The sequence below is a fragment of the Vagococcus sp. AM17-17 genome (assembly GCF_003471765.1).
GTDB classification, from domain to species: Bacteria; Bacillota; Bacilli; order Lactobacillales; family Vagococcaceae; genus Vagococcus; species Vagococcus teuberi.
Map to the genome: position 1 here is coordinate 157,089 of NZ_QRJY01000002.1, position 23,271 is coordinate 180,359.

Genomic DNA, 23,271 nt, shown 5'->3' on the forward strand with positions numbered 1-23,271 from the left:
CCTCCTATGCCCACCACATGTCAGTTGGTTTATCATGAATCATAATTGACTTAAGATTGGTCACTGCACGTGAGAAACCTTCATCAATTGACATCAATGGATCTTCATGCTCGATACTTAATACGTAATCATATCCATACAAACGCAATGCACTAATAATATCTGACCAATCTTGTAAGCTATGACCACACCCGACCGTTCTAAATGTCCATGCTCTTGACTGAACGTTGGTATAAGGTTGCATATCCGTCACACCATACATATTCATATTATCTTGATCTAAATATGTATCTTTAGCATGAAAATGATGAATCGCATTTTCTTTTCCTAGTATTTTAATTGCTCCAACTGGTTCGATTCCTTGCCACCATAAATGAGATGGATCTAAGTTACACCCAATATTATCTCCAGCTGCATCACGCAATTTCAACATGGTATATGGGGTATGAGCTAAAAATCCACCATGAAGTTCAATCCCTATTTTCACTCCTGCTGTTTGACAGTCACTATTAATGTCTTTCCAATAAGGGATTAATTGGTTTTCCCATTGATAATGATAAATATCTGTATAATCCGTTGGCCATGGTAAGACAGGCCAATTAACAGATGTATCAGTTTCATTTCCTCCACCAACACCAGAGAATCCATTCACCACTGGTACATTCATTAGAGATGCCAACTTAATTGTTTTTCTTAATAGTTCGTCCGCTTCTTTTGCTTCTGCAGGTGTTGGTGAAATAGGATTATGATGCGCACTAAAGGCACTAATTTCTAATCCTTTATCATTTAATTTTGCTTGGTATTCTTTTCGTTTATCACTACTGGCGAGTAACGCGTCCACATCACAGTGAGCACTTCCTGGAGAGCCACCTGTTCCAATCTCAACCATTTGTAACCCTTGCTCTGCTACTTTTTCAATCATCTCATCAAATGATAAATTGTTAAATAATGGGGTAAAAACGCCTAATTTCATGTTTGTTTCCTCCTTTTATAACTCTTCTAATGGTTCATGATGTCCATATGTTGGGTAGGTGCTATCAATTGGATTACACCACTTCACTGCATTTTTAATCACTAGTTGAACTTGTTCGTTGTAATATGATGGATACGTTTCATGACCTGGTTGGAAATAAAAAATCTTACCATTTCCTCGTCTAAAGGTACAGCCACCTCTAAATACCTCGCCACCTTTGTACCAATTCACAAAAATCAATTCACCAGGTGCTGGTATATCAAAATGTTCGCCATACATTTCTTCTTTTTCTAACTCAATATACTCGCCAACCCCTTCTACGATTGGATGACTTGGATTGACGTTCCAAATACGACACGTTTCATCTGCTTCACGCCACTTTAAATCACATGACGTTCCCATCAATGACATAAAGATTTTAGACATATGACCTGAATGGAGTACTATCAATCCCATACCTTGTAAGACACGTTGATGCACACGCTGAACAATCTCATCACTCACTTCATTATGAGCAATATGTCCCCACCAAACCAATACATCTGTATTGCTCAGTACATCTTCTGTTAAACCATGTTCTGTCTCATCCAATGTCGCAGTTTTTACATCAAACTCTTCTTTTAGAAAAGAGGCTAACTGCTCGTGAATACCATCAGGATAAACCTCTTGTACCTTTTTATCGATTTTTTCGTGACGATATTCATTCCATACTAATACATGAATCATTCCTCTTCACCTACTTATTAAAATATACTGGTTTCCCAGTTTTTGATGACTCATATATCGCTTCTAAAATTTGCGTGACCACCAATGCTTGTTCAGGTAGAACAACTGGATCAGTATCATTTAAAATTGCTTGAACAAATGACTGTGCTTCTATCAATGCCGGGTCATTCCCTTCACTATCATAAAAATCAACGCCACCTGTTTCTAGCTCAATGTGTTTTTCATATAATAAACCGTGATCTTCACCATTAATTGTTAGGCCGTCAAACATATCTGCGCCACCTTTTGTCCCTGACAAACTAGTTTTCGCTTCCCCAATTTGACGGCTATTTAGCGCCCAACTTGATTCTAAAGAAATCGTTGCGCCATTTTCCATTGTAATGAAACCAAAAGCTGAATCTTCTACCGTAAACTTTTCTGGATCCCAAGGCCCCCACGCATTTGCTGCATTTTTCGTTGGTGACAATTTATGATAGGTATTTCCTACCACATATTTTGGTTTGTAGTTATCCATCATCCATAATGTTAAGTCTAAAGCGTGTGTCCCTATATCAATCAGCGGACCACCGCCCTGTGCTTCTTCATCAAGAAAGACTCCCCAAGTTGGCACAGAACGACGGCGAATCGCATGTGCTTTTCCATAATAGATGTCTCCTAATTCTCCTTCTTCACATACCTGATGCAAGTAATTCGCAGCAGTTGTAAAACGATTTTGGTACCCTATCGTTAATTTTTTCCCTGTTTCTTTCGCAGCTTCTAACATCTTTTTAGCTTCTTCACTTGTTTTTGCCATTGGTTTTTCACACATCACGTGTTTATCCGCTTTCATTGAAGCGATTGAAATGTCTGCATGCGAGTTATTCGGTGTACACACATGAACAATGTCAATGGTTTTATCTGCTAATAACTCTTTATAATCTTCATAGACAGCTGAATTGGTTGTACCAAACTCTTCTTTTGCTTTTTCAGCTCGTTCAACAATGACATCACAAAATGCCACCATTTCGACTTCTTCTACTTTACTTAGCGCTGGCATATGCTTTCCATTAGCAATACCACCACAGCCAATAATCCCTACTTTTAATGTCATAAAAAAACCTCCATCGTTTTCTTGTTGATACATTCATCATACAAAAAAATGATAAGGTTTTCTTCCTGTTATCTGAGTCAATTATTCCCATATATTGTCTTATGATATTTTAGCGGCGATATTCCCATATGTTCTTTAAATACATGATGAAATGTTTTAACGCTATTAAATCCTGCACGCTCTGCCACTTCTATCATAGGAACATTCTCATGAGATAAGATATATTTGGCTTGATTTAAACGATAGTCTGTTAAAAACTGACTAAAATTTTGACCTGTATTTTTTTTAAAAAAACGTGAAAAATAATATGGACTAAACCCAACATGATTAGCTATATTTTCCAAAGTGATTACTTCTTGATAGTGAGTCTCAATATAAATGAATACTTCATTTAATCTCTCTAATGTTTGTTTTTGCAGTGTCGATTCAACAAAATTCCCCTCCGATAATTTATGTGTCTTTTTTGGTATTTCTCTATAATAAATCACTAATAGTTGATTGAGTAAACTTAATATGGCGTAGTTATAACCTTTATTTGGTTTTTGTCCCTCCTGAAATAAGCTCTCTAAAATTATTCTCATTTCTTGCTCTGTTTCTCTACCCCAAAATCGACTTAAGTTTTCGGTTATTTCAAATAAAGTAACAATTTCTTTATAGTCTTTTTGTTTAAGCATATTATTTTGAAATATTCCTAAATCAAATTGGTATACAATTCGAGTACTGCCAGGAGATGCTAAAAAATAGTGTGATTCACCACTTCCAAAAACAAATATTTCTCCTTCATTCACTTGAAATAATTGATTATCATATCCTATATTCACCATTCCTTTTGTGACATAAATCACTTCTATCTCTTTATGCCAATGAGGGTGAACAACAACCTCTCCCTCATTTTCAAATGCTCTAAATGGTAACATATGATTCCACACGGGGATTTCTAAATACAAGCTCACTATTCTCACTCCTTTTAACTACTATATAAAAAAATCCATCAATTTCATAAAAGAATTTGATGGATTAAATGTTATTTTCTGTGCTCAATCACTGTTTCTCTCTCTATTAATTTGTGAGGGATAACAACTCGTTTTTTCAATTCATTAGGATGATTCACCTGATATAAGCATTCTAAAACAGCAGATTTTCCTAATTCTCGTGTATTAATATCAACCGAAGTGATGTAAGGATGTATCAATGTTGAAAAAATAGAATTATTAAAACTAATAACTGATATATCATCTGGGACGTTCAATCCACTCAATTGAATAAATTGAATAACTTTCAAAGCAAACATATCATCAATAGCGATACAAGCTGATATCTTCCGTTGACTTAATAAAGAGTCTAGTTGAATAAATTCATCTGTTTTTTCTAAGTCACACACTGGGTAAGGTACTAAACTATTTTCTCTTAAACACATTTCATAGCCATAAAACCGTTCTTTAAAAAAGTTTTCGGTTGAATTATTGGTCACAAATAAAATATCACGATGTCCCTTATCTATCAAATATTGTGTCACACTACGCCCTAATAATTGGTTATCATTATCAACACAACTCGTCTCGTTATAATATCGATAAGGATGCCCAATGATAGTAAACGGAATAGCCTTATCAATTAAAAAATCTAGAATTATATCATTTTCTTTTACATACATCAAAATAAATGAGTCTACTCTTTTTTGTAAATAGAGAAGCTGAACTGCTTCTAATAATTCTTTTTCTGTATTACCTGAAGCTATTGCAATACTCACTTGGTGTTTACTCGCTTCTTCATTCATCGCAGTAATTGCTTCTAGGTAAAATGGCTCACTTGTTCTTTCTTTCGATTCAATAATTGGTAAAACAACACCAATCGCGTTAGATAATTTACTAACTAAATTTCTAGCAGATATGTTTGGGACATATCCCAATTTATCCATTGCTTTTCTCACACGTTCTTTCGTATCTGCTGATATACTTGGATGATCTTTAAGCACTCGTGAAACAGTTGATGGGGCAACACCAACTTCTTTTGCAACATCCTTTATTGTAACTCCCATAGTTTTATCTCCCACTCTTTATCACATATCAATTAATACCATAATACCATAATGATCACTCACACACGGATAAATATCACCGTCAAGAACAACTTGATGTAACCTTACTCGATGTTTTTCAGATATGAACGCATAGTCTATTCTAAACTGTTCTTTCGTCCCTTCCCATCCATCTATTTCTTCAGGAATGGTGTAATGACCTATTACTTTATCTGATAATTTATACGTATCAATAAAGGTTTCATTCACTAAATCATAGGTTTCATTTTTTATATTATCTGGTCCATTAAAATCACCGAATAATAGTTTAACACCAGAAAACTTATCTAAATATTGTTTACTTAATTTCCATTCAATCTGAAAGCCTGTTCGACTGTCTGTATCCCACCAGGAATAGTGATTACTAGTAACAAGTATTGGTTTACTTGATACTGTAAGCTCTGCACATAACATCATTCGCCTTTGAACAGATTTCTTATCATCAACATTAGAAACTAGAACAGCGTATGGTTTTATTGGCACTTTAGATAATATAGCAACTCCTTCTTCATAGATATCATATCCTATATGACTATATGTCCAACTCCAATAATACGTTGCACCAAGTTCTGCTAATTTTTTTACTAAGCAGAGTGCATAGTTATCTTGTTTAATGACAGGTCTTTCATTTTCTGGAGATATAAAATGAAGTGGATTGACCTCATTTTGAGCATCAATCAGTTGATTGACCTCTTGCAACGATATTCCATCCAAATCTTGTGAAATAATAAAATTTGCTAGAATATCCATTTTCTTTATCGTTTCTTTTTCCATCCAGCTATGTATATTGAGTGTTAACCACTTCATCCATATCCCTCACTTTATAGTATTATATGTCCAATCTTATCTGATGTTCTGCATAATCCAACAGACGTTAATTCAAATTCTTGAATCATTGGTGTATTCGTAAATATGACAACAATCGTTGTTTCTTTTCCTTCCTGTGCAACTTTTTCCCAGTCAACTGTGGCAAGTAAGTCACCCGCTTGTACAACATCTCCTTCTTGTACTGAGAGTTCAAATACTTCTTCTACCATTTCCACCGTATCCAGACCCATATGTACTAATACTTCTAATCCTTCTGATGTGACTAATCCTATAGCGTGTTTAGTTGGAAATATAGATGTCACAACACCTGAAACTGGTGAGTATACATGCTCACTACTAGGATTAACAGCAAATCCTTCCCCCATCATTTTTTTAGAAAACACATCATCTGTCACTTGCTCTACAGGTATAACGTCACCTTGAGCTACAGTAATCAATGGAATCATTATACCTTTTTTCTTTTGTTTATCTTCGATTTGTTCCACGGTAGTTTCTGCAACAAGTAAATCAATATCCACTCCACTATCCAATGCATCTTGTACATCAGACTTAATAACATCCGCTTTTGGTCCATATATTGCTTGCACCCCGTTATCTTTTAAGACTAATCCAAGTGCCCCTGCTTTTTTCCACTCTTGTTCGTTTCCTACTAAATTAGCATCTTTCACACTCACTCTTAGACGTGTCATACAGGCATCCACTTCAGAAATATTTCTTTTTCCACCTAATAATTGGATAATTGATACAATTTGTGGTGCGATTCCTTCATTCTTTGTTGGATCAGCATCTACTTCATTTGACGCATCAACATCATAATTACCATTTCTACCTGGTGTTGCTAAATTAAATTTCTTGATCATAAATCCAGCAATAAAATAAGAAACAATAGCAAACACAATAATACAAATTACAAAGTTAATCAAATCTTGTGATAAACCTGCTTTAATGGCTAATGGTGTTCTTGTTAATAACTCAATATTTCCAAATGAATGGACGCGTAATGAGATGATGTCGGCCATCGCAAATGCCGCTCCTTGAATCACTGCATACACTAGATACAACGGAACTGCTGCAAACATAAACATAAATTCTAATGGTTCAGTTACTCCTGTTAAAAACACTGCCAATGCAGCAGATACATACATTGATTTATATTGTTTTCTTTTATCAATGTCTACATTTTTATACATTGCCAAAGTGAATCCCATCAAAATACCTGATGCTCCAATCATTTGGCCTACTTTAAATCTAGCTGGTGTCCAGTTTGATAATACATAATTATATTGTTCGATATTTCCTGCATTTTTTAAGTTAAATAAATCTGTTGCCCATGCTAACCACAGTGGATCTTGACCGTAAACAAGCGTCCCTGCCTGTGCTCCAGATAAAATTTCATATGTCCCACCTAACTGAGTATAGTTGATAGGTATGGTCAACATATGATGTAATCCAAATGGTAGTAATAACCTCTCAAGGGTTCCATATAAAAACGGTGCCAAAATTGGTGCAGATTCTTGTGATTGAGCAATCCATAAACCAAAATTATTAATACCTGATTGAATAGCTGGCCAAATAATCGCAAGACCAATAGAAACTAACGTTGACCAAAGTATGACAACAAAAGGAACAAAGCGCTTACCATTGAAGAAAGACAAAGCATCTGGCAATTTTCTATAATTATAATATTTGTTATATGCCATCGCCCCAACAAAACCAGCTATAATCCCAACAAACACTCCCATATTTAAAGCAGGTGCTTCTAATACGCTCGTGAAAAATCCTTTAACCATGATTTTAGTTCCAAATAATGTGTGAGTAAATGCTTCGTCGTTTGCAAGCATCTCTGATGTAACACCAAATATTGAACCAGTAATACGATTGATTAAAATAAAGGCAATTCCTGCAGCAAAAGCTCCTCCTGCACGTTCTTTAGCCCAACTACCACCAATTGCTAGTGCAAATAATAAATGAAGATTTCCAATAATTCCCCATCCTATATTTTCAATTACTCCGCCAGTTATTACTAAAAACGCCATATCTGGTGACATCATCGGAATCGTTTTTCCGATACTAATCATTAATCCAGCAGCAGGCATGACAGCTACCACAACCATTAATGCTTTTCCAAATTTTTGCCAAAACTCAAAACTTAGTAACTTTTTCATTGTTTCTATACCTCTTTCTGTCATTATTAATTCTTGTTTTAAACGAAATCGTTTGCATAATTATATTATACTTATCAGTTTTAGAAAAGTAAATACTTTTCATTTATCTTTAAAATTATGTTACAGTAACATAATTTTATTTTTTATTGATTTCGCAATCGTTTGCGTATATTATATAATTAATCATTAAAATTCATGGAGGGTATTATAAATGACACACTTAAAAAGATTATTTGACATTGATCCATTCAAATTAACCACTCACTCACTAAACAAAGAAGATATCCGTTTACAAGAATCTTTAACAAGTATCGGGAACGGCTACATGGGACTAAGAGGAAACTTTGAAGAAGGATATTCTGGAAATAACCATAAAGGGACTTATTTGGCTGGTGTTTGGTATCCCGATAAAACACGTGTTGGATGGTGGAAAAATGGTTATCCTGATTATTTTGGCAAAGTAATTAACGCTGTTGATTTTATTGCTGTCGATATTTATTTAAATGATAAAAAAATAGATTTGAATCATTATGAACCAACAAATTTTTATCAAGAACTAGATATGCAGCATGGTATTTTATCACGCTCATTTATTTTATCAGTTGATAACTGTAAATTTAAATGTTCATTTAAACGATTGTTAAGCCTAACAATTAAAGAATTAGCATTGATAAACGTTACTGTTGAAATTTTAGAAGGTATAGGTGGTGTGACTTTTGTTTCCAAATTAGATAACCATGTTCATAACGAAGACAGTAATTATGATGATATGTTCTGGGAACACCGTCAAAGTAGCGAAAACACCGTTACAGCTAAAACAATTAGTAATCCATTTGGTGTAGATCAATTTTGTGTGACAACTATGATGCAAAATGACATTTCGAACTCCACGATTACATCTAATAAATCTTTCAAAGAATTTGAAGCAACCGAAACATTTTCTACTACACTATCTTCAGGTGATAAATTAGCACTCGATAAAAAAGTAGTTATTATAACAAGTCGTGATATTCCTGAAGAAAAACAAGTATCTAAAGCAATAGAACTAATGGAACAAGTCAATCATTACTCAATAGAAGAACTTGTTGAACAACATAAAAAAGCGTGGTTAAAACGTTGGGAACTAGCTGATGTTGTGATTTCAGGAGATGATGAAGCACAACAAGGTATTCGTTTTAATCTATTTCAATTATTCTCAACCTATTATGGAGAAGATGAACGATTAAATATCGGTCCTAAAGGTTTTACTGGTGAAAAGTATGGCGGTGCTACTTATTGGGATACTGAAGCATATGCTATTCCACTATACTTATCTCTTGCTGATTCTAGTGTCACAAAGAATTTATTAAAATATCGTCATAACCAATTACCACAAGCACAACATAACGCTAGACAGCAAGGGTTAAAAGGTGCTCTTTACCCGATGGTAACCTTCACCGGTGTCGAGTGTCATAATGAGTGGGAAATTACTTTTGAAGAAATCCATCGTAACGGAGCTATTGCCTATGCTATTTATAATTATACTAATTACACAGGTGATACTTCCTACATAAAAAAAGAAGGTTTAGAAGTATTAACTGAAATTTCACGTTTTTGGGCAGATAGAGTTCATTTTTCAAAACGTAACAACGCTTATATGATACATGGTGTTACAGGACCTAATGAATATGAAAACAATGTCAATAATAACTGGTATACAAATTATATTGCCAAATGGGTATTAAGCTACACACTAGAAAACTATGATAAATACAAAAACGAAACACCTGTCTCTATTTCGGAATCTGAATTAGATAAATGGGAAGATATTATAAATCATATGTATTTACCAAAAGATGAGAAACTTGATGTCTTTGTACAGCATGATACCTTTTTAGATAAAGATTTAATGCCTGTCTCTGACTTAAATAAAAAAGAGGTTCCTTTAAACCAAAATTGGTCTTGGGATAAAATACTTCGCTCTTGCTTTATTAAGCAAGCTGACGTTTTACAGGGAATATATTTCTTCAACGACCAATTTACTCTAGATGAAAAACGTAAAAATTTCGAATTTTACGAACCAATGACTGTTCACGAATCATCACTTTCACCATGTATCCATTCTATATTAGCAGCTGAATTAGGTATGGAAGAAAAAGCAATTGAAATGTATCAAAGAACAGCTAGATTAGACTTAGATAATTATAACAATGATACGGAAGATGGATTACACATTACCTCTATGACAGGAAGTTGGTTAACAATCGTTCAAGGATTCGCTCAAATGAAAGTATTCAATGAATCTTTAAGTTTTTCACCATTCTTGCCAACGAACTGGAATGGATATGCTTTCCATATTAACTACCGTAATCGACTACTTCATATTAATATCTCAACTGATATTAAAATTAATTTATTGAGTGGCGAACCTCTGGATTTATCAGTTTATGAAAAAAATTATACATTAAAAAATACATTAACTATCGATTTAAAAAACAAAGGAGTTAATTAAATGTTTAAGGGAGTTCTATTTGATTTAGACGGTGTCATAACTGACACGGCTGACTATCATTACAAAGCATGGAAAAGTTTAGCTGAAGAGTTAGATATTGAGATTGATAGAGAATTCAACGAACAACTCAAAGGGGTTAGTAGAGAAGATTCTTTAGATTTAATTTTAAAGCACGGAAAGAAAAGAAACACTGTTGATGATGATACATTTAGAAAACTAGCTGAAAAGAAAAATGATGTTTATGTCAAAATGATTCAATCTTTTTCTGAAGAAGATATCTTCCCAGGAATTCTTTCTTTACTAAAAGAATTAAAGCAACATCATATAAAAATCGCCCTTGCTTCTGCAAGTAAGAACGGGCCTTTATTGTTAGAAAAAATGAATTTAACTCACTATTTCGATGCTATAGTCGATCCAAGTAGTATAGCCTTAGGAAAGCCTGCTCCTGATATTTTTATTGCTGCAGCAGATGCAATTGATTGTCCTATTTCAAGTTGTATCGGGATTGAGGATTCACAAGCAGGAATTACGGCAATTAAAAAAAGTAGCGCTTTACCTATCGGCGTTGGACGCATTAATGATTTAGGGACCGATATATCACTAGTTAGTAATACAAATGATTTAACCTATGATTTCCTCACCTCAACTTGGGAAAATAATAAAAAGAAGCTGACACAAAAGTAATTTATTTAGTAAAAATCACCACACTAATAAAATAGAAATCCCATGAAATCAATATTTTAATAAACTGATTTCACGGGATTTTTTCTATTTTAGGACTTCTAGGTCAACTTCTTTTTACATCCTTAACAATGTATAAACTCTATTCATATTTACTGATAAACTCTTCTGGTAAATCACACGATAGTTCTGACACCCAGTATTATTAAGCATCTGTTAATATTAGTTTATCTCTACTCTGTGCAAAACAATCTAAGATAACACTTAAAAGCTCTAAGTCACTTAAACAATTATCTCTAAATACTAATAAAAACTGTATTAATACAATATTTGAAATACGTTCGCCTTTATCATCTAGTAAACGCCTTTTACCAAAACTATTTACATATATACTTTTTTGTTCCACCATTACTTACCCCTTCTTTTAATATCATACTCGATAGTTTATCATATGGTATACTCATATAAGCAACATATACCACATTAATAATCCTTTAATGAAAAATCAATCTACTATTTCGTAAAATAACTAATAAATGAATTTTTTGTACAAAACAACAAGTATATTATACTAAAATAGCGATAAATCAATGATGAACTAATAATAAACATTCAGCCTAAAACAGCAAAAAAAGATAGTTTCATTAAAACAAACTATCTTTTCTCACTTATTGATATACAACTTTAAATTCTTCGCACACAACATCCATGCTTTCAATATCTACTTGCTTGTGATAATGATTTTGGAATAGATCTTTCCAAAACTGATAATGTACATCTCGCCAGTATGCTAGAGATAAATCTCCTTCTCCTTCTTTATAAGCATGTTCTGCTGAAACTTGATTGAACGGTGTCACATAGACTTTGGTTGTCATGAGAATAGCCACTGGATCACCATTACCATTTAATAACATATCATAATGCTCATTAGCTTTAGGTAAAGCTTCATTGCACCATTCATATTCTATTTTGGCACTGGCAGTTGCTGTCTTCTTACCTTGTAAAACTAATTCAGCTAACTCGTCAGGTGAGCCTCCAAACGCCCATGACTCACCAAAAACAGGCGACTTTATATCCGTGTCTTTTAAAAATCTGTTCCAAAAGACAGTTTCTTTTTCATTCATCTAGAGCTCCTTAAATTATGACTACTATTGATTTCGAGTCATATCGTGAACTTTTTTTATAGTAGCCATTTTATGTTCCCAACACTCTGTTGATAAATCAACTGGATATTTTTGAGGGTTTAAATTACGTTTGTATTCTTCCCACAATGAGTCTTGATTGTCTTTAGATAATTTTTTGATTTCTTCTAATGTGGGCAACTCATACACTCGATTACCATCTATGTAGATATCTTGTAAAACTGGACGTGCTGTAAAGTTTTTCACTGTTTTATTAATATAAGTATGAACTGGATGGAACATGTATAACTCTTCTTGATTTCGTGGGTCTTCTGTCCAAAGTGTGATGTAATCTCCTTCAGATTTCCCATCTTTACCAGTAATTCGCCAAACTTGTTTTTTACCAGGAGTTGACACTTTTTCGGCATTACTTGATAACTTGATTGTATCCACCATTTTTCCATCATCACTCTCAATAGAAACTATTTTATAAACCGCACCCAGCGCTGGTTGATCGTAAGCTGTAATGAGTTTTGTTCCGATCCCCCAAACATCAATTTTTGCCCGTTGCATTTTTAAATTTAGAATGGTTGATTCATCTAAATCGTTTGACGCATAGATTTTAACATCAGGATAACCTGCTTCATCAAGTTGTTTTCTTACTTTTTTAGAAATATAAGCCATGTCCCCACTATCAATTCTCACACCAACGAAATTAATTTTATCGCCCATTTCATTAGCCACTCGGATTGCGCTTGGCACACCTGAACGTAGCGTATCATATGTATCTACTAAAAACACGCAGTCTTTATGCGTTTGAGCATATGCTTTAAAACCGTCATAATCATTTAAGTAAGATTGTATCAAACTATGTGCATGAGTTCCTGCAATAGGAATACCAAACATTTTACCCGCTCTAACATTACTTGTTGAATCAAAACCACCAATATACGCTGCTCTTGTCCCCCATATTGATGCGTCTAATTCTTGCGCTCTTCTTGTCCCAAATTCCATAATTAAATCATCATCACATACTGCACGAATTCTTGCAGCTTTTGTTGCGATCAATGTTTGATAATTAATAATGTTTAATACAGCTGTTTCAACTAACTGACATTGAGCTAGTGGACCTTCAACTTGGAAAATAGGTTCATTATTGAAAACTAATTCTCCTTCTAAAGCTGATCTCACTGTACATTTAAATTTAAATTCTTTCAGATAAGTCAAAAATTCTTCGGGATAGTCTGTCACCTTACGTAGATAATCAATATCTGAATCAGAAAAAGCTAGATTATCGAAATAATCTACAATTCGTTCTAAGCCCGCAAAAATAGCATAACCATTCTTAAATGGCATATCACGGAAATAACATTCGAAAACAGCGTGTCTATCGTCTCTACCTAATTCCCAATATGTTTTCATCATATTTAATTGATATAAATCTGTGTGTAATGCTAAACTATCGTCATGTAATCGATTAATCATTTTACTCTCCAATCCTTTTTCCTTTTCTACTATCCCTTTCATTTTACGTCTTCTATACAAAATTCTCAACTCTTATCCTTATTTGATTTTAGGCAAACAAAAAAGAGGAAGATTTCTCTTCCTCTCTTTCATTAAAATAACTGATTATTTTAATGTAATTGCAGCGCCAACTTCTTCTAATTTTGCTTTAATTTCTTCAGCTTCTTCTTTAGATGCGCCTTCTTTAAGTGGAGATGGAGCTCCATCAACTAATGCTTTAGCTTCTTTTAATCCTAATCCAGTTACTTCACGAACTGCTTTGATTACTTTAACTTTTGAATCTCCAGCAGAAGTTAATTCTACAGTGAATTCAGTTTGTTCAGCAGCAGATCCACCTTCAGCAGCGCCACCAGCTACAGCTACAGGAGCAGCAGCAGATACACCAAATTCTTCTTCGATAGCTTTAACTAAATCATTTAATTCTAAAATAGTTGATTCTTTTAAATCAGCAATAATTTGTTCAACATTTAATGCCATTATTTTTTCCTCCATTTTAAATCTCTCGATTGTTTTATTTTTTATTTTTTTGATATTAAGCTGCCATTACGCAACTTCTTCTTCTTTTGCTTCTGCTACTGCGTTGACTGCATAAGCCACGTTTCTGACAGGAGCTTGAAGTACAGATAGTAACATAGAAAGTAAGCCTTCGCGACTTGGTAATTTTGCCAAAGCAATAATTTCTTCTTTAGAAGAAACGTTTCCTTCGATAATACCGCCTTTAATTTCTAATGCTTCTGCTTCTTTTGCAAAATCATTCATGATTTTAGCAGGTGCTACAACGTCTTCGTTACTGAATGCTACGGCTGTTGGTCCAAAGAATACATCTTCCATACCTTCTAAGCCAGCTTTTTCAGCTGCACGACGTAAGATACCATTTTTGATAACTTTCATCTCAACGTTTGCATCACGTAATTGTTTACGTAAGTTAGTTACTTCTTCTACAGTTAAACCACGGTAATCTACAACAACAACAGATGCAGCTTCTTTTAGTTTAGCAGAAATCACGTCAACTTCTTGTGCTTTTTTTGCAATTGATGCTTCACTCATTTATTTTCACCTCCGTTAATTAATAGATGGTGGAATTTTTTATACAAAAAAAACTCCATGCCACCGTTGACATAGAGGGACTATTGATTGTATTAATCATTGTCCTCGGTAGGAAATTAAGGTTCTAGAACCACCTACTGTCTTCGGCATAATATTTTAACCTAGATAACTATAACATCTACAGTTATCTAGGTCAACTGTTTTTATTAATTAGAATGAAAATTTATCAACTTTGACACCAGGTCCAAAAGTTGTTGTAATTGTTAAGTTTTGGATGTAAGCACCTTTTGTAGCAGCTGGTTTAGCTTTTAAGATAACATCATTTAACGCTTCAAAGTTTTCAATTAATTTAGCATCGTCGAATGATACTTTACCAATTGGAACATGAATGTTTCCTTGTTTGTCTACACGGTAAGTCACTTTACCTGCTTTAACTTCTTCAACAGCTTTCGTTACGTCCATAGTAACAGTTCCTGTTTTAGGGTTAGGCATTAATCCTTTAGGTCCCAATACACGTCCTAATTGACCAACTTGCGCCATCATGTCTGGAGTTGCTACGACAACGTCGAAACCAAACCATCCACCTTTAATTTTTTCTACCATGTCAGCTTCACCAACAAAGTCAGCTCCAGCAGCTTCTGCTTCTTTAGCTTTTTCACCTTTAGCGAAAACTAATACAGATTGAGTTTTACCAGTTCCATTAGGTAATACCATAGCTCCACGGATTTGTTGATCAGCTTTTTTAGGGTCTACATTTAGACGGTAAGCAACTTCTACAGTTGCGTCGAATTTAGCAATGTTTGTTTCTTTAGCTAAAGCTACTGCTTCTGCTACAGAGTATTCTTTTGTTACATCTACTTTTTTCAATGCTTCTTGCATTTTTTTACTTTTCTTAGCCATTTTGTTTCCTCCTTGATTGTGGTTATAACGGTTGTACCTCCCACGTATTTATATTTTTCAATATAAATTCGACTGAGAAGCTACTTCAAGAGTCGCTGTAGAATATTACTCTACAGTGATACCCATGCTTCGTGCAGTACCTTCTACCATGCGCATAGCTGCTTCAATATCAGCTGCGTTTAGGTCTTGCATTTTAGTTTCAGCGATTTCTTTTACTTGATCTTTAGTAACAGTTGCTACTTTTTTAGAGTTAGGCTCTCCTGAACCTTTTTCAATGTTAGCTGCTTTTTTAAGTAAAACTGCAGCTGGTGGTGTTTTTGTAATAAATGTAAATGAACGGTCTTCATATACAGAAATTACAACTGGAATAATTAAACCAGCTTGATCTGCTGTACGAGCGTTGAATTCTTTTGTGAATCCCATAATGTTAATACCCGCTTGACCTAATGCTGGACCTACCGGTGGAGCTGGTGTTGCTTTCCCTGCAGGAATTTGTAATTTAACTAATTTTTCAACTTTCTTTGCCACGAGACATACCTCCTTAAGTCCGTGATGTGGTTTAATGGAGATGTAAATTTCTCCTCCCACACTGTAAATAAAAAAGAAATACGTGTATTACACGTACCTTCATATTATACTATCATTTTTAAAATAATCAATACTCTTTTTTATATTTTTACTTTTTTGCAAGTTGCTCCTATATTATACGCATGATATAGTAACTGTACTTAATTTATACCAAAAAGGAGGAACCATACAAAATGATTCGTTTTGCAGAAAAAAAAGATGCTAGTCAAGCAATTGATTTAGTTATGATTGTCTTAAAAGATATGGAGCTAGACATCTTTGATAAATTATCTGAAGATGAAGTAAAAAATTTACTCGTTACAAGTTTTATAGAAAAACCAACTCATCGTTATGGTTACAAAAATGCACTAGTAAAAGAAATTGATGGTGAAGTCGCTGGTGTGGCTTTTGGCTACCCACATCATTTAGAAAAAAATATTGATGAAGGATTCTTTGAAATTCTTGAACAAAACAACTTACCAATAGAAAAATATCGTTTATTTACTGAAGAAGAAGCCTTTGATAATGAATGGTATTTGGATACATTAGTAACATCTCCTAATCATCGTGGTAAAGGTGTCGCAAAAGAGTTGCTTAACTCTCTTTCTGAATTAGCAACACAATCAAATCTTTCTATTATAGGTTTGAATTGTGATTTAGTTAATGACAATGCCAAAAGAATTTATTTGAACAATGGTTTTGAAAAATCTGGTGAAATTGATATTGCCGGTCATAGATACGAGCATTTACAAAAACATATTTAACTAACATTATAAAACCTTGATTATTCAAAAAAATAATCGAGGTTTTATTTGCTTTTTCTTGTATAAGGATATATAATTTAAATATGAATAAATGTTCATATGACTATTTACTTATATAAAAAGGAGATGAACCACATGTCACAATCACAACATGCCATTGAACATGATCATAAAAAATGCAGCCACGCACACAATCACGACCATGGTAATCTACCAGTCGTTCTATTCTTTATAGGTTTAGCAACATTTCTGATTAGTTTATTTTTACCAGTTGGTACTTTGAAAACCATTCTGTCCGTTTCAACTATTGTTCTTTCTGGATACCACATTATGATTGAAGGTTTTGAAGATACCATTAAAGAAACCAAACGACTTAAAAAATTTATGCCAAATGTCCATGTTTTAATGTCTCTTGCAGCAATCGGTGCAGCACTTATAGGAGATTATACTGAGGGGGCTCTTCTAATTCTTATCTTTGCTGCCGCTCACTTTTTAGAACATTATGTGGAAAATAAAAGTAAAAAAGAAATTACTTCTTTAATGAAAATAAGTCCAACTAATGCTAAATTAATACTTTCAGACGGTTCTACTAAGACAGTAGATGTTGCTCAACTAAAAATTGGCGATCATTTGAAAGTATTGAATGGGGAACAAATTCCAACTGACGGAACCATTCTAACTGGATACACATCAATTGATGAATCATCAATCAACGGTGAAAGCATTCCTGCTGAAAAAACAGTTGGTGACAATATTTTTGGTAGTACAATCAATGGTGATGGAACCATTACAATGGTTGTAACAAAAGATAGTACAGACACTGTATTTGCTAAAATTTTACAGTTAGTCAATGAATCTCAATCAAACCTATCTAAAACTGCCACAAAGATTAAACGGTTAGAACCCAAATATGTAACGAGTGTTATGGTTCTTGTATTCTTATACATTGTATTAATGCCACTTGTTTTCAACATGGCTTGGTATGATAGTTTTTACAAAGGCATGGTCTTCTTAACAGTTGCTTCTCCTTGTGCCCTTGCTGCAAGTGATATTCCAGCGACACTATCTGCCATTTCAAACTTAGCTAAACGCGGGGTTCTATTCAAAGGCGGATCTTACCTTTCAAACCTTTCAGAGATTAAAGCTATCGCATTTGATAAAACTGGTACATTAACCGAAGGAAAACCAAAAGTCACTGATGTTCACTTTATTGATCACATCATAAACGAAGAAACATTCTATACTGATTTAATTATAGCTATGGAAAAACAAGCCAATCATCCATTAGCTAATGCGATTGTCGAATCAATTGAAAGAGTTAATGACATTCCATTAACTATTGAAAATCAAATTGGGAAAGGACTCGTATCAACTTATAAAGGACATACATACAAAATCGGGAGATCTTCTCAATTTACTAACGTGTCTTCTGACATTGAATCATTTGAAAGAAAATATGCTGAAGAAGGAAAAACAGTCGTACTATTTTCTGAAGATGATGTGGTCATTGGATTAATCGCCATGATGGACTTACCAAATCCAAAAGCACAACAGCTTGTTGCATATTTCAAAGAACATAATATTCACACTACAATGATCACGGGTGATGCTGAACGTACTGGTCGTGCGGTTGCAAATACACTTAAAATTGACGAAGTTGCAGGAAATGTTCTACCTGAAAACAAATCACAAATTGTTAGCTCACTTCAAAACAAATATGGTTTAACAGCCATGGTTGGTGATGGGGTAAACGATGCACCAGCTCTTGTAAAAGCTGATATTGGTGTTGCTATGGGTGATGGGACGGACGTTGCCATTGATGTAGCAGATGTTGTTTTAATGCAAAACGACTTAGACAAACTAGGTTACGCTTACCGTTTATCTAAAAAATTAGATAAAGTGGTTAAACAAAACATTATTTTCTCTATGGGTGTTGTCGCATTACTTGTTGTATTAAATATTTTGGGTCAAATGAACTTACCTATTGGTATTTTAGCCCATGAAGGATCTACATTAGTTGTCTTATTTAATGGATTAAGACTTTTAATACCACTCAAAAATTAAAATATATCATTATATTCAGGAGAGAGACTAAATTCTATCTCCTGTTTTTTTATATCGCCGATTGTAAAATTAAGCTAGACAACCAAACAAATCATTTGTGATACACTTAAATTGTCTTTCCAACCAAAGAAAACAAAGAGAGTGATCACAATAGTTTAAATAATTGGTTTAAAAAATTTCCATGCCATCTGTTTAAATCAATCAGCAAGCTAAATGATATTGATATTTATTTTGCAAATTCAGGAACACACTAAAAAAGACTTAAACGAACTCTTTAATGGGTTATTACGCAAAGGTAGATTACCTAATCAAATTGATTTCAACGAAGTTAAGGAATCTTTTATCCAATCTATCGCATCTAAAAGAAATAATATTCCAAGAAAATCATTAAACTATAAAACAAAATTGGAAGTATTTTTGAGTTATATAGATAATGATATTTTGTCTAGCTTAATTTGACAAATAAAAAAATAAAAAATAGCACTTAAAAAGTACTATTTTCTTATTATTCGTTATCTTTTTTTTCTTCTTCAGTTACTGGCTCTTCAACCACTTCAACTTCAGTTACTTCAACTTCAGGTTCAGGTTCAGTATTTTCAACTGGTTCGTTAGATGTTGGAGCTGTAGGAGCTTTTACGGTTCTGATTGCACCACGTTCAAATTCTAAATAAATCCCTTCACAATCAAGGGTAACTGTTCCTTTTTCTTTATCTACTTCATGAACGATTCCGTATAGTCCACCAATAGTCACAACTTCACTACCAGGTTGCATACTATCTAATAATTGTTGACGTTGAGCTTGTTGTTTCTTTTGAGAACGACTCATAAAAAACATCATCCCACCCATCACTAATATCAATGGTATCAATGTTTGCATAACTTAGTTCACCTCTTTCTTATTTCACTCAACTATAACTGTAACAAATTTTTAAATGTTTAACTACAAAAACTCAGTAAATTTTAGAAATTTTTGGCATTTTCTTTATTAAATCCATACTCTTCAAAAAATGCTTGTCTAAATTCTAATAAGTTATCATCCATAATGGCTTGTCTCACTTGTTTCATTGTATTTAATAAGAAATATAGATTATGGTACGACGTCAAACGAATACCAAACGTTTCATCACACTTAATTAAATGGCGAATGTAAGCTCGTGTGTAATTGCGACAAGTGTAGCAATCACATTTCTCATCAATTGGACGATAGTCTTCTGCGTATTTTGCATTTTTAACGACCAAACGTCCTTGACTTGTCATACATGTTCCGTTTCTTGCAATACGTGTTGGTAACACACAATCAAACATATCAACTCCACGAATTACACCATCGATTAATGAGTCTGGCGTTCCAACACCCATTAAGTAACGAGGTTTATTTTCTGGAATCAGTGGTGTTGTGTATTCAAGCACTCTGTTCATTTCTTCTTTAGGTTCTCCTACTGATAACCCTCCGATAGAATAACCAGGGAAGTTTAAGCCAACTAATTCACGCGCGCTTTGTTCACGCAAATCTTTGTACCCAGCTCCTTGAATAATCCCAAACAATCCTTGACGATCTGGATTTTGGTGAGCTTTTAATCCACGCTCAGCCCAACGTGATGTTCTCTCAATAGATTTTTTCACGTAGTCATGACTTTCTTGGAATGGTGGACACTCATCAAAACTCATCATGATATCTGGTCCTAATTTATTTTGAATTTGAATAGCTTTTTCTGGTGATAAAAACATCTTAGAGCCATTTAGGTGGTTTCTAAAATGAACACCAGATTCTTCAATTTGTCGCATATCTGATAATGACCAGACCTGGAATCCTCCAGAATCGGTTAAAATTCCTTGGTCCCAGTTCATAAATTTATGTAGTCCACCTGCACCTTCTACAATGTCCTCACCAGGGCGTAACCACAGATGATAGGTATTACTTAAAATAATTCCTGCACCCATCTCTTTTAATTCTTCTGGTGCCATTGTTTTTACAGTCGCAAGTGTTCCAACTGGCATAAACATTGGTGTTGGAAATGTTCCATGAGGTGTTATAATTTCACCCAATCTTGCGCCAGTATGCTTTTCTTTTTTTATCAATCGATATTTAATTGCTGGTTCTGTCATGTCTCTTCTCTCTTTCTTTATTTGACAAACATCGCATCCCCAAAACTAAAGAAGCGATATCTTTCTTTTACAGCATGTTCATAGGCATGTAGGACGTTTTCTTTTCCGGCAAAAGCACTGACTAACATAATCAATGTCGACATTGGCAAATGGAAGTTAGTTAAAAATGCATCGACTATTTTAAACTCATAGCCTGGTTTAATAAAAATATCTGTCCATCCATTGTCTTCTTGTAATTTGCCGTCAAACTTTGTCCCAATGGTTTCAAGTGTTCTGATAGATGTTGTCCCTACTGCCACAACTTTCCCACCATTTTCTTTAACCGCATTAAGTGTGTCTGCGGCATCTTTAGTTAAACGATAAAATTCACTATGCATTTTATGATTTTCCACGTCATCAACACTGACTGGTCTAAATGTTCCAAGTCCAACGTGAAGGGTTAAATATACTAATTTAACACCTTTGTCTTCAATTTTTTTCAATACATCTGGTGTGAAATGTAACCCAGCTGTTGGAGCGGCTGCTGACCCATTCTCTTTCGCATAGACAGTTTGATAACGGTCATTATCACTTAGTCTCTCTTTGATATATGGTGGTAATGGCATTTCTCCAAGTGATTCTAAAATCTCTAAAAAGACACCATCATAAGAAAAAGTAATAATGCGACCACCATGCTCTAATTCTTCATCAACAACTGCTTTTAGAGCACCGTTTCCAAACGAAATCACCGTTCCTTTTTTAGCACGTTTGGCAGGTTTAATCAAGGTTTCCCATGTGTCACCTGTTGTATTTGTTAACAATAAAACTTCCAAATGTCCACCTGTATCAGGCTTTTCTCCGTGAAGTCTTGCAGGAAGAACTCTTGTATCATTCATAACAAGAGCATCTCCTTCGTTTAATTCATCTATAATCGCAGGAAATTGAGTGTCTTCAATTGCTCCTGTTTTAGAATCTAATATTAATAACTTTGATGATGCACGATTTTCAAGTGGCGTTTGTGCAATCAGTTCTTCTGGTAAATCAAAATCAAAGTCAGAGGTTTTTAATGTCATATCCTCACCTATTTCCTTTCTGTTCCTTCTCCTGTTGTATTTTAACACTTTTAGTCTCAAATAAAAACAGTCTGATAGCTTAACTCTCTTGATTGTAAGGATAACCTAAGTGTTGATACGCATATTCTGTTACAATTCTTCCTCGTTGTGTGCGTTTGATGAACCCTTTCTGGATAAGGTAAGGTTCATACATGTCTTCTACTGTTTCACGTTCTTCGCTGATATTTACAGCAATCGTCGTTAACCCAACTGGTTCACCATTGTATAACTCAATCATCGCACGAAGTAATTTCTGATCGACATAATCTAGTCCTTTATCATCTACTTGAAGCATTTTTAACGCGTCATCAGCAATTTGTTTTGTGACAATTCCTTCACCTGTGACTTGTGCAAAGTCTCTCACTCGTTTTAACAAGCGGTTGGCGATACGTGGTGTGCCTCTTGAACGTCTTGCAATCTCATAAGCACCACTTTCCTCAATTATCACGTCAAAAATATCTGACGAACGAATGACAATTTCTTTCAAATCAGCTTCATCATAGTACTCCATGTGACAAATAATCCCGAAACGATCTCTAAGAGGTGCTGATAACATACCAGCTCGTGTCGTTGCCCCTACCAAAGTAAATGGAGGCAACTCAAAATGAACTGGATGAGAGGTTGGGCCTTGACCAATCATAATATCAACATAAAAATCTTCCATAGCTGAGTATAAAAGTTCTTCCGCCACGCGTGGCAAACGATGAATTTCATCAATAAATAACACGTCACCTGGTTCTAACTCATTTAGTATTGCCACTAAATCTCCTGGCTTTTCAATAGCTGGACCACTCGTTGTTTTGATGCTGACGTCCATTTCATTTGCTATCACCATGGCCATCGTTGTTTTACCTAATCCAGGTGGTCCATATAGTAAGACATGGTCAAGTGCTTCATTTCGTTGTTTGGCTGCCTTGATGTAAATCGTCAATTCATCTTTCACTTTTTGTTGGCCAATATATTGAGATAACCGTGTTGGCCTAAGTGATTTTTCCACCGTTTCTTCCGCGTCTAATGTTTCAGAAGAGACAAGTCGTTCTTCTTGTTCTGACATCT

22 protein-coding genes, 1 pseudogene and 1 other annotated feature are annotated in these 23,271 nt (G+C 34.3%); of the genes and pseudogenes, 5 read left to right on the forward strand and 18 right to left on the reverse strand.

From position 1 onward, the window contains the following. Nucleotides 1-4 precede the first annotated feature (4 nt). From DW196_RS04530 to DW196_RS04560, 7 genes are all read right to left on the reverse strand, one after another. Nucleotides 5-973, reverse strand: coding sequence for a sugar phosphate isomerase/epimerase (locus tag DW196_RS04530; RefSeq protein WP_118250392.1), 969 nt, complete (start codon nucleotides 971-973; stop codon nucleotides 5-7). 15 nt (nucleotides 974-988) lie between these two features. Beyond that, nucleotides 989-1,699 carry a ThuA domain-containing protein gene (locus tag DW196_RS04535; RefSeq protein WP_118250393.1) on the reverse strand — a complete coding sequence of 237 codons (711 nt, stop codon included), beginning with the start codon at nucleotides 1,697-1,699 and terminating at the stop codon, nucleotides 989-991. Between the two features lie 10 nt (nucleotides 1,700-1,709). Further along, entirely contained in the window at nucleotides 1,710-2,789 is a 1,080-nt protein-coding gene (locus DW196_RS04540; RefSeq protein ID WP_118250572.1) for a Gfo/Idh/MocA family protein, read from the reverse strand. Between the two features lie 77 nt (nucleotides 2,790-2,866). After that, entirely contained in the window at nucleotides 2,867-3,742 is an 876-nt protein-coding gene (locus tag DW196_RS04545; RefSeq protein WP_118250394.1) for a helix-turn-helix domain-containing protein, read from the reverse strand. A gap of 71 nt (nucleotides 3,743-3,813) precedes the next feature. After that, nucleotides 3,814-4,827, reverse strand: coding sequence for a LacI family DNA-binding transcriptional regulator (locus DW196_RS04550; protein ID WP_118250395.1), 1,014 nt, complete (start codon nucleotides 4,825-4,827; stop codon nucleotides 3,814-3,816). Nucleotides 4,828-4,848: 21 nt separating this feature from the next. Then, nucleotides 4,849-5,673: an endonuclease/exonuclease/phosphatase family protein gene (locus DW196_RS04555; protein WP_118250396.1), complete on the reverse strand. Its 825-nt coding sequence runs from the start codon at nucleotides 5,671-5,673 to the stop codon at nucleotides 4,849-4,851. 14 nt (nucleotides 5,674-5,687) lie between these two features. Continuing rightward, the gene (locus DW196_RS04560; RefSeq protein ID WP_118250397.1) at nucleotides 5,688-7,859 is read right to left on the reverse strand and encodes a PTS transporter subunit IIBC; all 2,172 of its coding nucleotides are present in this window, start codon (nucleotides 7,857-7,859) and stop codon (nucleotides 5,688-5,690) included. A 211-nt stretch (nucleotides 7,860-8,070) separates the two neighbouring features. On the opposite strand from DW196_RS04560, the gene DW196_RS04565 reads away from it, so the two are divergent. Together DW196_RS04565 and pgmB are read left to right on the forward strand one after the other, a co-directional pair. Continuing rightward, nucleotides 8,071-10,350 carry a glycoside hydrolase family 65 protein gene (locus tag DW196_RS04565; protein ID WP_118250398.1) on the forward strand — a complete coding sequence of 760 codons (2,280 nt, stop codon included), beginning with the start codon at nucleotides 8,071-8,073 and terminating at the stop codon, nucleotides 10,348-10,350. Further along, nucleotides 10,351-11,034 carry a beta-phosphoglucomutase gene (gene pgmB / locus DW196_RS04570; RefSeq protein ID WP_118250399.1) on the forward strand — a complete coding sequence of 228 codons (684 nt, stop codon included), beginning with the start codon at nucleotides 10,351-10,353 and terminating at the stop codon, nucleotides 11,032-11,034. It begins immediately after the preceding gene. 202 nt (nucleotides 11,035-11,236) lie between these two features. On the opposite strand, the gene DW196_RS04575 is transcribed toward pgmB, so the two are convergent. From DW196_RS04575 to rplK, 7 genes are all read right to left on the reverse strand, one after another. Next, nucleotides 11,237-11,440 carry a hypothetical protein gene (locus DW196_RS04575; RefSeq protein WP_071457516.1) on the reverse strand — a complete coding sequence of 68 codons (204 nt, stop codon included), beginning with the start codon at nucleotides 11,438-11,440 and terminating at the stop codon, nucleotides 11,237-11,239. A gap of 259 nt (nucleotides 11,441-11,699) precedes the next feature. Continuing rightward, entirely contained in the window at nucleotides 11,700-12,155 is a 456-nt protein-coding gene (locus tag DW196_RS04580; RefSeq protein WP_118250400.1) for an ASCH domain-containing protein, read from the reverse strand. 24 nt (nucleotides 12,156-12,179) lie between these two features. Continuing rightward, nucleotides 12,180-13,637, reverse strand: coding sequence for a nicotinate phosphoribosyltransferase (locus DW196_RS04585; protein ID WP_118250573.1), 1,458 nt, complete (start codon nucleotides 13,635-13,637; stop codon nucleotides 12,180-12,182). Between the two features lie 144 nt (nucleotides 13,638-13,781). Then, complete coding sequence (rplL, locus tag DW196_RS04590; protein WP_071457518.1) at nucleotides 13,782-14,153, reverse strand: 50S ribosomal protein L7/L12; 372 nt, start codon at nucleotides 14,151-14,153, stop codon at nucleotides 13,782-13,784. Between the two features lie 66 nt (nucleotides 14,154-14,219). Beyond that, entirely contained in the window at nucleotides 14,220-14,723 is a 504-nt protein-coding gene (gene rplJ / locus DW196_RS04595) for a 50S ribosomal protein L10 (protein ID WP_118250401.1), read from the reverse strand. A gap of 37 nt (nucleotides 14,724-14,760) precedes the next feature. Then, nucleotides 14,761-14,888: a sequence feature (ribosomal protein L10 leader region), on the reverse strand. A 45-nt stretch (nucleotides 14,889-14,933) separates the two neighbouring features. Further along, complete coding sequence (gene rplA, locus DW196_RS04600) at nucleotides 14,934-15,623, reverse strand: 50S ribosomal protein L1 (RefSeq protein WP_071457520.1); 690 nt, start codon at nucleotides 15,621-15,623, stop codon at nucleotides 14,934-14,936. 105 nt (nucleotides 15,624-15,728) lie between these two features. Beyond that, on the reverse strand, nucleotides 15,729-16,151 hold the full coding sequence (rplK, locus tag DW196_RS04605) for a 50S ribosomal protein L11 (protein ID WP_071457521.1): 423 nt from the start codon (nucleotides 16,149-16,151) through the stop codon (nucleotides 15,729-15,731). A gap of 233 nt (nucleotides 16,152-16,384) precedes the next feature. On the opposite strand from rplK, the gene DW196_RS04610 reads away from it, so the two are divergent. The 3 genes and pseudogenes from DW196_RS04610 to DW196_RS11565 form a co-directional block, all read left to right on the forward strand. Then, on the forward strand, nucleotides 16,385-16,954 hold the full coding sequence (locus tag DW196_RS04610) for a GNAT family N-acetyltransferase (protein WP_118250402.1): 570 nt from the start codon (nucleotides 16,385-16,387) through the stop codon (nucleotides 16,952-16,954). 126 nt (nucleotides 16,955-17,080) lie between these two features. Beyond that, entirely contained in the window at nucleotides 17,081-19,018 is a 1,938-nt protein-coding gene (locus DW196_RS04615; protein ID WP_370447144.1) for a heavy metal translocating P-type ATPase, read from the forward strand. A gap of 149 nt (nucleotides 19,019-19,167) precedes the next feature. Beyond that, nucleotides 19,168-19,477, forward strand: a pseudogene (locus DW196_RS11565) (IS30 family transposase); the annotation flags it as partial. A gap of 46 nt (nucleotides 19,478-19,523) precedes the next feature. Here the strand turns inward: DW196_RS11565 and yajC are convergent. From yajC to ruvB, 4 genes are all read right to left on the reverse strand, one after another. Further along, nucleotides 19,524-19,895: a preprotein translocase subunit YajC gene (yajC, locus tag DW196_RS04625; RefSeq protein ID WP_118250405.1), complete on the reverse strand. Its 372-nt coding sequence runs from the start codon at nucleotides 19,893-19,895 to the stop codon at nucleotides 19,524-19,526. Between the two features lie 83 nt (nucleotides 19,896-19,978). Further along, nucleotides 19,979-21,124 carry a tRNA guanosine(34) transglycosylase Tgt gene (gene tgt, locus DW196_RS04630; RefSeq protein ID WP_118250406.1) on the reverse strand — a complete coding sequence of 382 codons (1,146 nt, stop codon included), beginning with the start codon at nucleotides 21,122-21,124 and terminating at the stop codon, nucleotides 19,979-19,981. Between the two features lie 17 nt (nucleotides 21,125-21,141). Next, nucleotides 21,142-22,176, reverse strand: coding sequence for a tRNA preQ1(34) S-adenosylmethionine ribosyltransferase-isomerase QueA (gene queA, locus DW196_RS04635; RefSeq protein ID WP_118250407.1), 1,035 nt, complete (start codon nucleotides 22,174-22,176; stop codon nucleotides 21,142-21,144). A gap of 79 nt (nucleotides 22,177-22,255) precedes the next feature. Beyond that, complete coding sequence (ruvB, locus tag DW196_RS04640; protein WP_118250408.1) at nucleotides 22,256-23,269, reverse strand: Holliday junction branch migration DNA helicase RuvB; 1,014 nt, start codon at nucleotides 23,267-23,269, stop codon at nucleotides 22,256-22,258. Between the last annotated feature and the right edge of the window lie 2 nt (nucleotides 23,270-23,271).

Bases quoted from the DNA above. Each gene is read 5' to 3' on its own strand.
- DW196_RS04530 (WP_118250392.1), bottom strand. From the start codon at position 973: ATGAAATTAGGCGTTTTTACCCCATTATTTAACAATTTATCATTTGAT.
- queA (WP_118250407.1), bottom strand. From the start codon at position 22,176: ATGACATTAAAAACCTCTGACTTTGATTTTGATTTACCAGAAGAACTG.
- DW196_RS04565 (WP_118250398.1), top strand. From the start codon at position 8,071: ATGACACACTTAAAAAGATTATTTGACATTGATCCATTCAAATTAACC.
- ruvB (WP_118250408.1), bottom strand. From the start codon at position 23,269: ATGTCAGAACAAGAAGAACGACTTGTCTCTTCTGAAACATTAGACGCG.
- DW196_RS04550 (WP_118250395.1), bottom strand. From the start codon at position 4,827: ATGGGAGTTACAATAAAGGATGTTGCAAAAGAAGTTGGTGTTGCCCCA.
- DW196_RS04580 (WP_118250400.1), bottom strand. From the start codon at position 12,155: ATGAATGAAAAAGAAACTGTCTTTTGGAACAGATTTTTAAAAGACACG.
- rplL (WP_071457518.1), bottom strand. From the start codon at position 14,153: ATGGCATTAAATGTTGAACAAATTATTGCTGATTTAAAAGAATCAACT.
- DW196_RS04555 (WP_118250396.1), bottom strand. From the start codon at position 5,673: ATGAAGTGGTTAACACTCAATATACATAGCTGGATGGAAAAAGAAACG.
- rplA (WP_071457520.1), bottom strand. From the start codon at position 15,623: ATGGCTAAGAAAAGTAAAAAAATGCAAGAAGCATTGAAAAAAGTAGAT.
- DW196_RS04540 (WP_118250572.1), bottom strand. From the start codon at position 2,789: ATGACATTAAAAGTAGGGATTATTGGCTGTGGTGGTATTGCTAATGGA.
- tgt (WP_118250406.1), bottom strand. From the start codon at position 21,124: ATGACAGAACCAGCAATTAAATATCGATTGATAAAAAAAGAAAAGCAT.
- DW196_RS04575 (WP_071457516.1), bottom strand. From the start codon at position 11,440: ATGGTGGAACAAAAAAGTATATATGTAAATAGTTTTGGTAAAAGGCGT.
- DW196_RS04585 (WP_118250573.1), bottom strand. From the start codon at position 13,637: ATGATTAATCGATTACATGACGATAGTTTAGCATTACACACAGATTTA.
- rplJ (WP_118250401.1), bottom strand. From the start codon at position 14,723: ATGAGTGAAGCATCAATTGCAAAAAAAGCACAAGAAGTTGACGTGATT.
- pgmB (WP_118250399.1), top strand. From the start codon at position 10,351: ATGTTTAAGGGAGTTCTATTTGATTTAGACGGTGTCATAACTGACACG.
- yajC (WP_118250405.1), bottom strand. From the start codon at position 19,895: ATGCAAACATTGATACCATTGATATTAGTGATGGGTGGGATGATGTTT.
- DW196_RS04560 (WP_118250397.1), bottom strand. From the start codon at position 7,859: ATGAAAAAGTTACTAAGTTTTGAGTTTTGGCAAAAATTTGGAAAAGCA.
- DW196_RS04610 (WP_118250402.1), top strand. From the start codon at position 16,385: ATGATTCGTTTTGCAGAAAAAAAAGATGCTAGTCAAGCAATTGATTTA.
- DW196_RS04535 (WP_118250393.1), bottom strand. From the start codon at position 1,699: ATGATTCATGTATTAGTATGGAATGAATATCGTCACGAAAAAATCGAT.
- DW196_RS04615 (WP_370447144.1), top strand. From the start codon at position 17,081: ATGAACCACATGTCACAATCACAACATGCCATTGAACATGATCATAAA.